Raw genomic sequence first — 12,664 nt, 5'->3', positions numbered from 1 at the left:
ACGCGCGGCTACGCCATCCGGTCAAACCAGCGTCTCCGCGGGCCCCACTGTGCACAGCCTGTGGACAACAACTTGAACCACGTCAGTCGCCGCGACTACCGTGGCTCGACCCCGACTCTTTTCCTTTCTGTCCTTGCCTGTCCTTCCATCCCGTCCCGAGAACCACACATTCGTGGGACCTGCGAGAGAGCGTGCCCTGTGGCTGACGTACCTGCCGATCTTGCCGCAGTGTGGCCACGCGTGCTGGAGCAGCTCCTCGGGGAGGGCCAGCAGGGCATCGAGCCCAAGGACAAGCAGTGGATCGAGCGCTGCCAGCCGCTCGCCCTGGTCGCCGACACCGCACTGCTCGCCGTCCCCAACGAATGGGGCAAGCGCGTCCTGGAGGGCCGCCTGGCCCCGCTGATCAGCGACACCCTCAGCCGTGAGTGCGGCCGTACGATCCGCATCGCGATCACCGTCGACGACTCCGTGGGCGAGCCCCCCGGCGGCGGGGGCCAGTCCGCGCCGCCGCAGCAGCAGCCCCCGCGCTACCAGGACGACGCCTACGGCCGCCCGGCCGACGACGGCCTGCCGACCGTGCGCCCGGCCTATCCGGAGTACCAGCAGCAGCGCCCGGAGCCCGGCGCCTGGCCGCGCGCCCAGGAGGACCACTCCTGGCAGCAGCAGCGCCTCGGCGGCTTCCAGGAGCGCGACCCGTACGCGACCGCCCGCCCGCAGCAGCCGCAGCACGACTACCGGCAGCCGCAGATGCCCGAGCGCTCGCAGTACGAGCAGCAGCATCAGCAGTACGACCAGCAGGAGCGGCAGCCGTACAAGCCCGAGCGCCACGAGCTGTCCGACCAGCAGGAGCGGCAGCACCACGGCGGGCCCCAGCACGGCGGCGGCGCCCCGCGTCCGATGGGCGGCCCCTCGTCCTCCTCGGCGCCCCAGCCGGGCGGCCCCGGCGAGCCGCACGCGCGCCTGAACCCCAAGTACCTCTTCGACACGTTCGTCATCGGTTCCTCGAACCGGTTCGCGCACGCGGCGGCGGTGGCCGTGGCCGAGGCGCCGGCCAAGGCGTACAACCCGCTCTTCATCTACGGGGAGTCGGGCCTGGGCAAAACACATCTGCTGCACGCCATCGGGCACTACGCCCGCAGCCTCTACCCCGGTACGCGGGTGCGCTACGTGAGCTCCGAGGAGTTCACCAACGAGTTCATCAACTCCATCCGCGACGGCAAGGGCGACACCTTCCGCAAGCGGTACCGGGACGTGGACATCCTCCTGGTCGACGACATCCAGTTCCTGGCGAGCAAGGAGTCGACGCAGGAGGAGTTCTTCCACACCTTCAACACCCTCCACAACGCCAACAAGCAGATCGTGCTCTCCTCCGACCGGCCGCCCAAGCAGCTGATGACGCTGGAGGACCGGCTGCGGAACCGTTTCGAGTGGGGTCTGACCACCGATGTGCAGCCGCCGGAGCTGGAGACGCGGATCGCGATCCTCCGTAAGAAGGCGGTGCAGGAGCAGCTCAACGCCCCGCCGGAGGTGCTGGAGTTCATCGCCTCCCGGATCTCGCGGAACATCCGTGAGCTGGAGGGCGCGCTGATCCGGGTGACGGCGTTCGCGTCGCTCAACCGGCAGCCGGTGGACCTCGGCCTCACCGAGATCGTGCTGAAGGACCTGATCCCCGGCGGTGAGGACTCGGCGCCCGAGATCACGGCCGGGGCCATCATGGCGGCGACCGCCGACTACTTCGGGCTCACCGTCGAGGACCTGTGCGGATCCTCGCGCAGCCGGGTCCTGGTGACGGCCCGCCAGATCGCGATGTACCTGTGCCGCGAGCTCACGGACCTCTCGCTGCCGAAGATCGGGGCGCAGTTCGGCGGCCGCGACCACACCACGGTGATGCACGCCGACCGCAAGATCCGCGCGCTGATGGCCGAGCGACGCTCCATCTACAACCAGGTCACCGAGCTCACCAACCGGATCAAGAACGGCTGAGCGGACCGCTCACAGAGCCTCTCAGGGCGCCCGGGACACCGTCCCGGGCGCCCTTTTCGTCGCCCTTCCACGGCCCTCCACGCGCGCGTACGCCGCCGATTCCCCCGCTGTGGACGGCCCGCGCGGCCGTTCCGTACGGCTCGCCGCGGCCGCCGGTGTTCGAATACAGGCCGGTCAGCGGGGGTTCTCCACAGATCCGGGGACTTTTCCCCGTCCACACCCTGGGGACTGTTCAGTTGTCCAGATTGCTTCCACAGGCCCGCGCGCTGATACTCCATCACCCCAGGTCACGTACTTGTGGATTTGTGCGCGACCGCGATCCACAGGCTGTGGACGAAATCTCTGTCCACAGCCTGTGGTCAAAGTTGTCCACCGGCGGCCCACAGGCTGGGGCATGTTGCCCACAGCTTCTCCACAGCGCTGTCCACTGTTCGGCAACGCAACACCCCCCGTCACCGGGTCGAGTGAAAGGCGTCACACCAACGCGCCCGGTTGGGCTGTGGGGAACCGGGGTAAAGCTGGGGACAGCTCTGGGGAGAAGTGGGCCCTGCCTGTGCATCGGGTGTGCAGAACTTTCGGGTGTCCACAGAACCGGTGAGTTGTCCACCGGCTCCGCCCACAGGCGCGGTGGACAAAAAAGCGGGCCTGACCTGCGAAAACGGGGTTATCCACCGTTTCCACAGGCCCTACTACTACTGCCACTTAGAGTTAGCTCGGATTCCGCTTCGAAGTGGGGGCTGTGCACAACTCGGGCCCGGCGGCTCCCGGACCGCCCGGTGCGACTTGACCCCGACTCGCACCGAGTGTCAGCGGCGTACGTCAGACTGGTCCCCGGCGATACAGCCGACGACGAAAGCCAGCAGGGCGAGCCAGCAACAGCAGGAGGCGGTTCCGGTGAAGATCCGGGTGGAGCGCGATGTTCTCGCGGAGGCGGTGGCGTGGGTGGCCCGCAGCCTCCCGGCCCGTCCGCCCGCGCCCGTGCTCGCGGGCCTTCTTCTGAAGGCGGAGGACGGCGCCCTCAGCTTCTCCAGCTTCGACTACGAGGTCTCGGCGCGGGTCTCGGTCGAGGCCGAGGTCGACGAGGACGGCACGGTGCTCGTCTCCGGCCGCCTGCTCGCCGACATCTGCCGCGCCCTCCCCAACCGCCCGGTGGAGATTTCCACAGACGGTGTACGGGCGACGGTGGTCTGCGGCTCCTCCCGCTTCACCCTCCACACCCTGCCTGTGGAGGAGTACCCGGCACTGCCGCAGATGCCGACCGCGACCGGCACCGTTCCCGGTGAGGTCTTCGCCTCCGCCGCCGCCCAGGTCGCCATCGCCGCCGGGCGCGACGACACCCTGCCGGTGCTGACCGGTGTGCGGATCGAGATCGAGGGCGACACGGTCACCCTCGCCTCGACCGACCGCTACCGCTTCGCGGTCCGCGAGTTCCTGTGGAAGCCGGAGAACCCGGACGCCTCCGCGGTCGCCCTGGTGCCCGCCAAGACGCTCCTGGACACCGCCAAGGCCCTGACCAGTGGTGACACCGTCACGCTCGCACTGTCGGGCTCGGGCGCCGGTGAGGGCCTGATCGGCTTCGAGGGCGCCGGCCGGCGCACCACCACCCGCCTGCTCGAAGGCGACCTGCCGAAGTACCGGACGCTGTTCCCCACCGAGTTCAACTCGGTCGCGGTGATCGAGACCGCGCCCTTCGTCGAGGCGGTCAAGCGCGTCTCCCTGGTCGCCGAGCGCAACACGCCGGTCCGGCTCAGCTTCGAGCAGGGCGTGCTCATCCTGGAGGCCGGCTCCAGCGACGACGCACAGGCTGTGGAAAGGGTCGACGCCAACCTGGAGGGCGACGACATCTCGATCGCCTTCAACCCGACCTTCCTGCTCGACGGCCTGAGCGCCATCGACTCCCCGGTCGCCCAGCTCTCCTTCACCACCTCGACCAAGCCGGCGCTGCTGAGCGGCAGGCCCGCGCTCGACGCCGAGGCGGACGACGCGTACAAGTACCTGATCATGCCGGTGCGCCTCTCCGGCTGACCCCGCTGACCGGTGCGGGGCCGTGTTCGTCTGAGCGGCCGACCCCACAGGTGTGTGCCCGTGTCCGGGCGTAGTCTCGGTCACGGGTACGAACGCCACAACGTCAAAGGATCATGTGATGGAGCTCGGTCTCGTCGGCCTCGGCAAGATGGGCGGCAACATGCGCGAGCGGATTCGCCGCGCAGGCCACACCGTCATCGGTTACGACCGCAACCCGGACGTCGCCGATGTCCACAGCCTCGAAGAACTTGTGGGCAAGCTCAAGGGGCCGCGGGTGGTCTGGGTGATGGTCCCGGCCGGCGCCGCGACCCAGTCCACCATCGACGAGCTGGCACAGCTGCTCTCCCCCGGTGACGTGGTCGTCGACGGCGGCAACTCGCGCTGGACCGACGACGAGAAGCACGCGGTCGAGCTGGGCCTCAAGGACATCGGCTTCGTCGACTGCGGAGTCTCCGGCGGCGTCTGGGGCCTGGAGAACGGCTACGCGCTGATGTACGGCGGCGACGCCGAGAACGTGGCGAAGGTCCAGCCGATCTTCGACGCGCTCAAGCCCGAGGGCGAGTTCGGCTCGGTCCACGCGGGCAAGGTCGGCGCCGGCCACTTCGCCAAGATGGTCCACAACGGCATCGAGTACGCGATGATGCAGGCGTACGCCGAGGGCTGGGAACTCCTGGAGAAGGTCGACTCCGTCACCGACGTCCGCGAGGTCTTCCGCAGCTGGCAGGAGGGCACGGTCATCCGTTCCTGGCTGCTGGACCTGGCGGTCAACGCCCTCGACGAGGACGAGCACCTCGACCAGCTGCGCGGCTTCGCGGCGGACTCCGGCGAGGGCCGGTGGACCGTCGAGGCCGCCATCGACAACGCAGTCCCGCTGCCCGCCATCACCGCGTCGCTGTTCGCGCGGTTCGCGTCCCGGCAGGACGACTCCCCGCAGATGAAGATGATCGCGGCGCTGCGCAACCAGTTCGGCGGCCACGCGGTCGAGTCCAAGAAGTAATCCACAGGCTGTTGGCAGGGCCGGGGGAGGTCGGCGCACCACCATGCACGTCACGCATCTCTCGCTGGCCGACTTCCGCTCGTACGCCCGGGTCGAGGTTCCGCTCGACCCGGGCGTCACCGCCTTCGTGGGGGCCAACGGCCAGGGCAAGACCAATCTCGTCGAGGCGGTCGGCTATCTGGCGACCCTCGGCAGCCACCGGGTCTCCTCGGACGCCCCGCTGGTGCGCATGGGCGCCGAGCGCGCCGTGATCCGCGCCGCCGTGACCCAGGGCGAGCGCTCCCAGCTGATCGAGCTCGAACTCAACCCGGGTCGGGCGAACCGGGCCAGGATCAACCGGTCCTCGCAGGTCAGACCGCGTGACGTGCTGGGGATAGTGCGGACCGTCCTGTTCGCGCCGGAGGACTTGGCGCTCGTCAAGGGCGATCCCGGCGAGCGGCGGCGCTTCCTGGACGAGATGGTCACCGCGCGCTCCCCGCGCATGGCGGCCGTCCGCTCCGACTACGACCGCGTCCTCAAGCAGCGCAACACCCTGCTCAAATCGGCGGCGATGGCCCGGCGCCACGGCGGCCGCGGCATGGACCTGTCCACACTCGACGTGTGGGACCAGCATCTGGCGCGGGCCGGCGCGGAGCTGCTCGCCCAGCGGCTCGACCTGATCGCGACGCTCCAGCCGCTCGCCGACAAGGCCTACGACCAGCTGGCGCCCGGTGGCGGGCCCGTGACGCTGGAGTACAAGCCGTCGGCGCCGGGCGGCGAGACCACCCGCGAGGACCTGTACGGGCAGCTGATCGCCGCGCTCGCCGACGTGCGCAAGCAGGAGATCGAGCGCGGGGTGACCCTGGTCGGGCCGCACCGCGACGACCTGCTGCTCAAGCTCGGCCCGCTCCCCGCCAAGGGGTACGCCAGCCATGGCGAGTCCTGGTCGTACGCGCTGGCGCTGCGGCTCGCCTCCTACGACCTGCTGCGGGCCGAGGGCAACGAGCCGGTGCTGGTCCTGGACGACGTCTTCGCGGAGCTGGACGCCCGGCGCCGCGAACGGCTGGCGCAGCTGGTGGCCCCGGGCGAGCAGGTGCTGGTGACGGCGGCCGTCGACGACGATGTGCCGGGCGTCCTGGCGGGGGCCCGGTACGAGGTCGCGGCGGGAGAGGTGGCGCGGGTATGAGCGAGCACTCCGGAAACGAGACGCCGGCGCCCAGGGTTCCCGAGTCCTCCGGCGTCGACCTCGCGCGCGTGGCGCTGCGCGCCGCCAAGGAGCAGGCCAAGGCGCGGGGCGCCGCCGCACAGCAGAAGAAGCAGGCCCGCCGGGGCGGGGGCCTGCGCTCGGGCGCCCGGGCGGACGGCCGCGACCCGCAGCCGCTGGGCGCCGCGATCAACCGGTTGATCACCGAGCGCGGCTGGGAGGCCCCGGCCGCGGTGGGCGGCGTGATGGGCCGCTGGCCGCAGATCGTCGGCGACGACCTGGCCAACCACTGCGTACCGCTGCGCTACGACGAGGACCCCGACGAGCGGGTGCTGACGGTGCAGTGCGACTCCACGGCGTGGGCGACGCAGCTGCGCCTGCTGGCGCCCCAGCTGGTGGCCCGGCTCAACGCGGACCTGGGCCAGGGGACGGTCCGGCTGATCAAGGTCCTGGGCCCGGGCGGCCCGCCGACGCGGTACGGGCGCCTGCGTGCTCCGGGGAGCACGGGACCGGGCGACACCTACGGGTGAGGCGGGGTGACGGGGCGGGCCGCGTCACCGGCTGCCCGCCGCTCCGCCCTGCCGCGGTACTACCGAGGCTAGCCTCGGCTCTCTTTCGCCCTCCGCGCCCCGGTTCCCCCCGCCCGGCACAAGGGGCCACCGAGCCCCTCGGAGCGCCCCTGCGCGCGCGTAGGGGCCCCCAGAGCCTTCTATCCCTCACGCGGGCCCGTCCGGCGGCCTGCGCGCGGCAGGAAACCGGGCGGTACGGGTGAGGCGTCCCTCACGGTAGCCGGAGGTTGACAGGCGGAAGCGCTGAATGCCCGTGTGAGGCTCTTAGAGCCCCTGCCCGGATATGGGGAGTCGGCAGCCGCCCGCTCAGGGCGGCACATGCGGACTCAGGTACCGGCAAACCCCCATTCATGTCGGCGCTACCGGTAGACTGGTCAATAATCCCGCCCTCCTCGCGGGACCCACCGAAATGACGCGGTCGGGTGATGCCCCCAACGGCACCGCCCGGCGCTGACCATCGCTGAACGACGCAGCTGCTCCTGCCTGCCCAGGGGAAGGCTGTGCTGTGCCAGAAAGGGCGCTTCGTGGCCGATTCCGGCAACCCCAACGAGAACACCCCGTCCGCTGCCGCCGGCCAGAACGGCGAGGTCACCGCCTCGTACGACGCCAGCGCCATCACCGTCCTCGAAGGTCTGGACGCGGTCCGCAAGCGCCCCGGCATGTACATCGGCTCGACGGGCGAGCGCGGTCTGCACCACCTGGTGCAGGAGGTCGTCGACAACTCGGTCGACGAGGCCCTGGCCGGTCACGCGGACACGATCGACGTCACGATCCTTCCCGACGGCGGCGTGCGCGTCGTCGACAACGGCCGTGGCATCCCCGTGGACATGCACCCCGTGGAGAAGAAGCCGGCCGTCGAGGTCGTCCTGACCGTGCTGCACGCGGGCGGCAAGTTCGGCGGCGGTGGCTACGCCGTATCCGGTGGTCTGCACGGTGTCGGCGTCTCCGTGGTGAACGCCCTCTCCACCAAGCTCGCGGTCGACATCAAGCGCGACGGCTACCGCTGGACGCAGGACTACAAGCTCGGCGTCCCCACCGCCCCCCTGGCCAAGCACGAGCAGGTCGAGGAGAGCGGCACCACGGTGACGTTCTGGGCCGACCCGGACGTCTTCGAGACCACCGAGTACTCCTTCGAGACGCTCGCGCGCCGCTTCCAGGAGATGGCCTTCCTCAACAAGGGCCTCACGATCAGCCTCACCGACGAGCGGGAGTCGGCCAAGGCCGTCTCCGGTGCGGACTCGGCCGAGGAGTCGGAGGAGGCGCGGGCCCTCTCGGTCTCGTACCACTACGAGGGCGGCATCGTCGACTTCGTGAAGTACCTGAACTCGCGCAAGGGTGAGCTGATCCACCCGACCGTGATCGACGTGGAGGCCGAGGACAAGGAGCGCATGCTCTCGGCCGAGATCGCGATGCAGTGGAACTCCCAGTACACCGAGGGCGTTTACTCCTTTGCGAACACCATCCACACGCACGAGGGGGGTACGCATGAGGAGGGATTCCGCGCCGCGCTCACGGGCCTGGTCAACCGGTATGCCCGGGACAAGAAGCTGCTGCGCGAGAAGGACGACAACCTCTCCGGCGAGGATATCCGCGAGGGTCTGACGGCGATCATCTCCGTCAAGCTGGGCGAGCCGCAGTTCGAGGGCCAGACCAAGACCAAGCTGGGCAACACCGAGGCGAAGACGTTCGTCCAGAAGGTGGTGCACGAGCACCTGACCGACTGGTTCGACCGGAACCCCAACGAGGCCGCGGACATCATCCGCAAGTCCATCCAGGCGCAGACGGCCCGTGTCGCCGCCCGCAAGGCGCGCGACCTGACCCGCCGCAAGGGCCTGCTGGAGAGCGCCTCCCTGCCCGGCAAGCTCTCCGACTGCCAGTCCAACGACCCGACGAAGTGCGAGATCTTCATCGTCGAGGGTGACTCCGCCGGTGGTTCGGCGAAGTCCGGCCGCAACCCGATGTACCAGGCCATCCTGCCGATCCGAGGCAAGATCCTGAACGTCGAGAAGGCCCGTATCGACAAGATCCTGCAGAACACCGAGGTCCAGGCGCTGATCTCGGCCTTCGGCACCGGAGTCCACGAGGACTTCGACATCGAGAAGCTCCGCTATCACAAGATCATCCTGATGGCGGACGCCGATGTCGACGGCCAGCACATCAACACCCTGCTGCTGACCTTCCTCTTCCGCTTCATGCGCCCGCTGGTCGAGGCCGGTCACGTGTACCTGTCGCGCCCGCCGCTCTACAAGATCAAGTGGGGTCGGGACGACTTCGAGTACGCGTACTCGGACCGGGAGCGCGACGCGCTCGTGGAGCTCGGAAAGCAGTCGGGCAAGCGGATCCGCGAGGACTCGATCCAGCGCTTCAAGGGTCTGGGCGAGATGAACGCCGAGGAGCTGCGCGTCACCACCATGGACGTCGACCACCGCGTCCTGGGCCAGGTCACCCTGGACGACGCGGCCCAGGCCGACGACCTGTTCTCGGTGCTGATGGGTGAGGACGTCGAGGCGCGGCGCTCGTTCATCCAGCGCAACGCCAAGGACGTCCGCTTCCTCGACATCTGAGTCGGTCCGTCGCTGACCGCTTCGAAAGGACTTGAGAACCAGCAATGGCCGACGAGAACACTCCCGCGACCACTGAACCCACCGAGGAAGAACCTGTTCTGCGCATCGAGCCCGTCGGGCTCGAGACGGAGATGCAGCGCTCCTACCTCGACTACGCGATGTCCGTCATCGTCTCGCGCGCGCTGCCGGACGTACGGGACGGCCTGAAGCCCGTCCACCGCCGTGTGCTGTACGCGATGTACGACGGCGGGTACCGGCCCGAGAAGGGCTTCTACAAGTGCGCCCGCGTCGTCGGCGACGTCATGGGCACGTACCACCCGCACGGCGACTCCTCGATCTACGACGCGCTCGTCCGCCTCGCCCAGCACTGGTCGATGCGGATGCCGCTGGTCGACTCCAACGGCAACTTCGGTTCCCCGGGCAACGACCCGGCCGCCGCCATGCGGTACACCGAGTGCAAGCTGATGCCGCTGGCCATGGAGATGGTCCGGGACATCGACGAGGAGACCGTCGACTTCCAGGACAACTACGACGGCCGCAACCAGGAGCCGACGGTCCTGCCGGCGCGTTTCCCGAACCTGCTGGTCAACGGCTCCGCCGGTATCGCCGTCGGTATGGCCACCAACATCCCGCCGCACAACCTGCGCGAGGTCGCGGACGGCGCCCAGTGGTTCCTGTCGCACCCCGAGGCCTCGCACGAGGAGCTCCTGGACGCGCTCATCGAGCGCATCAAGGGCCCCGACTTCCCGACCGGCGCCCTCGTGGTCGGCCGCAAGGGCATCGAGGAGGCGTACCGCACCGGGCGTGGCTCCATCACCATGCGCGCGGTGGTCGCGGTCGAGGAGATCCAGAACCGCCAGTGCCTGGTGGTCACCGAGCTTCCGTACCAGGTCAACCCCGACAACCTGGCCCAGAAGATCGCCGACCTGGTGAAGGACGGCAAGGTCGGCGGCATCGCCGACGTCCGGGACGAGACCAGCTCCCGCACCGGCCAGCGCCTGGTCATCGTGCTCAAGCGCGACGCGGTCGCCAAGGTCGTCCTGAACAACCTGTACAAGCACACCGACCTCCAGACGAACTTCGGCGCCAACATGCTGGCGCTCGTCGACGGCGTGCCGCGCACCCTCTCGCTGGACGCGTTCATCCGCCACTGGGTGGCGCACCAGATCGAGGTCATCGTCCGGCGCACCAGGTTCCGGCTGCGCAAGGCCGAGGAGCGCGCCCACATCCTGCGCGGTCTGCTCAAGGCGCTCGACGCGATCGACGAGGTCATCGCGCTGATCCGGCGCAGCGACACCGTCGAGGTCGCGCGCGAGGGCCTGATGGGCCTGCTCTCCATCGACGAGATCCAGGCCAACGCGATCCTGGAGATGCAGCTCCGCCGGCTCGCCGCCCTGGAGCGCCAGAAGATCGTCGCCGAGCACGACGAGCTCCAGTCGAAGATCAACGAGTACAACGCGATCCTCGCCTCGCCCGAGCGCCAGCGCCAGATCATCAGCGAGGAGCTGGCCGCGATCGTCGAGAAGTTCGGCGACGACCGGCGCTCCAAGCTGGTGCCCTTCGACGGTGACATGTCCATCGAGGATCTGATCGCCGAAGAGGACATCGTCGTCACCATCACCAACGGCGGCTACGTCAAGCGCACCAAGACCGAGGACTACCGGTCGCAGAAGCGCGGCGGCAAGGGCGTCCGGGGCACCAAGCTGAAGCAGGACGACATCGTCGACCACTTCTTCGTCTCCACCACGCACCACTGGCTGCTGTTCTTCACCAACAAGGGCCGCGTCTACCGGGCCAAGGCGTACGAACTGCCGGACGCCGGCCGGGACGCGCGCGGCCAGCACGTGGCGAACCTGCTGGCCTTCCAGCCGGACGAGAAGATCGCCCAGATCCTCGCCATCCGCGACTACGAGGCGGCGCCCTACCTGGTCCTCGCCACCAAGTCCGGTCTGGTGAAGAAGACGTCGCTCAAGGACTACGACTCGCCCCGATCGGGTGGTGTCATCGCCATCAACCTCCGTGAGACGGAGGCCGGCGGCGAGGACGAGCTGATCGGCGCCGAACTGGTCTCCGCCGAGGACGATCTGCTGCTCATCAGCAAGAAGGCGCAGTCCATCCGCTTCACGGCGACGGACGACGCGCTGCGCCCGATGGGCCGCGCCACCTCGGGCGTCAAGGGGATGAGTTTCCGCGAAGGCGACGAGCTGCTCTCGATGAATGTCGTCCGGCCCGGTACTTTCGTGTTCACCGCCACCGACGGCGGGTACGCGAAGCGGACCCCCGTCGACGAGTACCGCGTCCAGGGTCGCGGTGGCCTCGGTATCAAGGCCGCCAAGATCGTGGAGGACCGTGGCTCGCTGGTCGGCGCGCTGGTGGTCGAGGAGACGGATGAAATCCTCGCCATCACGCTCGGCGGTGGTGTGATTCGTACGCGAGTCAACGAGGTCAGGGAGACGGGCCGTGACACCATGGGCGTCCAACTGATCAACCTGGGCAAGCGCGATGCCGTCGTCGGCATCGCTCGTAACGCCGAAGCCGGTCGCGAGGCTGAAGAGGTCGACGGTCCCGAGGGGACCGAGATCGACACGGCCGAGGGCGAGTCTGCCGAGGCCGCAGTCGAGGGCATCGAGCCTTCGGCCGGGGAGCACGAGGAGTAAAGCGTGAGTGGAGCCACGGGCGCCGGATCGGCCGCATCCGGAGCGAACGGTGCCCGTGGCCCTGCCGCGGACTCCCAGGGGGTAACGGTGACCGACACCCGCGGGCCTGAGGCCCGCTCCGACTACGGGGCGCTGCCCGGCGAGCGCGAGAAGCCCGCCACGGGCGCCGCGCAGCCGTACCACCCGCCGCAGGCCTACCCGACGTCCCAGAACGGGACGCAGGGCGGCCAGCAGCGCGGTGGTGGCCCCGCCGTCCGCCGCCCCCGCACCGGGGCGCGCACGACGCCGCGTACGCGCAAGGCACGGCTGCGGGTGGCCAAGGCCGACCCGTGGTCGGTGATGAAGGTCAGCTTCCTGCTCTCCATCGCGCTGGGCGTGTGCACGGTGGTGGCGTCGGCGGTGCTGTGGATGGTCATGGACGCCATGGGCGTCTTCTCGTCGGTGGGCGGGACCATCAGCGAGGCCACCGGCTCCAACGAGTCGAACGGCTTCGATCTGCAGTCCTTCCTGTCGCTGCCGCGCGTGCTGATCTTCACCTCGGTGATCGCGGTCATCGACGTGGTGCTCGCCACCGCGCTGGCGACGCTCGGCGCGTTCATCTACAACCTCTCGGCCGGTTTCGTGGGCGGTGTCGAGCTCACGCTCGCCGAGGACGAGTAGGGCGGGTCGCCGCAGGTCGGACCGGG

At 69.3% G+C, this 12,664-nt stretch carries 8 protein-coding genes; all 8 read left to right on the top strand.

What is annotated here, in order from left to right:
- Window positions 1-198 precede the first annotated feature (198 nt).
- The 8 genes from dnaA (at window position 199) to ACZ4MU_RS03095 (ending at window position 12,638) form a co-directional block, all read left to right on the top strand.
- On the top strand, window positions 199-1,983 hold the full coding sequence (dnaA, locus tag ACZ4MU_RS03130; RefSeq protein WP_467870165.1) for a chromosomal replication initiator protein DnaA: 1,785 nt from the start codon (window positions 199-201) through the stop codon (window positions 1,981-1,983).
- An 894-nt stretch (window positions 1,984-2,877) separates the two neighbouring features.
- Entirely contained in the window at window positions 2,878-4,008 is a 1,131-nt protein-coding gene (dnaN, locus tag ACZ4MU_RS03125) for a DNA polymerase III subunit beta (protein ID WP_358833467.1), read from the top strand.
- A 118-nt stretch (window positions 4,009-4,126) separates the two neighbouring features.
- Window positions 4,127-5,005, top strand: coding sequence for a phosphogluconate dehydrogenase (NAD(+)-dependent, decarboxylating) (gene gnd, locus ACZ4MU_RS03120; protein WP_467870161.1), 879 nt, complete (start codon window positions 4,127-4,129; stop codon window positions 5,003-5,005).
- 43 nt (window positions 5,006-5,048) lie between these two features.
- Entirely contained in the window at window positions 5,049-6,170 is a 1,122-nt protein-coding gene (gene recF / locus ACZ4MU_RS03115; protein WP_467870159.1) for a DNA replication/repair protein RecF, read from the top strand.
- Window positions 6,167-6,718 (top strand): DciA family protein, encoded by a 552-nt coding sequence (locus ACZ4MU_RS03110; RefSeq protein WP_467870157.1) that lies wholly within the window; start codon window positions 6,167-6,169, stop codon window positions 6,716-6,718. Before recF ends, ACZ4MU_RS03110 begins: the two co-directional genes overlap by 4 nt.
- Before the next feature lie 539 nt (window positions 6,719-7,257).
- The gene (gene gyrB / locus ACZ4MU_RS03105) at window positions 7,258-9,321 is read left to right on the top strand and encodes a DNA topoisomerase (ATP-hydrolyzing) subunit B (protein WP_467870155.1); all 2,064 of its coding nucleotides are present in this window, start codon (window positions 7,258-7,260) and stop codon (window positions 9,319-9,321) included.
- 44 nt (window positions 9,322-9,365) lie between these two features.
- Window positions 9,366-11,978, top strand: coding sequence for a DNA gyrase subunit A (gyrA, locus tag ACZ4MU_RS03100; protein WP_467870152.1), 2,613 nt, complete (start codon window positions 9,366-9,368; stop codon window positions 11,976-11,978).
- A gap of 87 nt (window positions 11,979-12,065) precedes the next feature.
- On the top strand, window positions 12,066-12,638 hold the full coding sequence (locus ACZ4MU_RS03095; RefSeq protein ID WP_358837004.1) for a DUF3566 domain-containing protein: 573 nt from the start codon (window positions 12,066-12,068) through the stop codon (window positions 12,636-12,638).
- Window positions 12,639-12,664 lie beyond the last annotated feature (26 nt).

The organism is Streptomyces sp. NPDC026377 (assembly GCF_055567715.1).
This window is presented reverse-complemented; position numbering and strand designations above follow the sequence as displayed.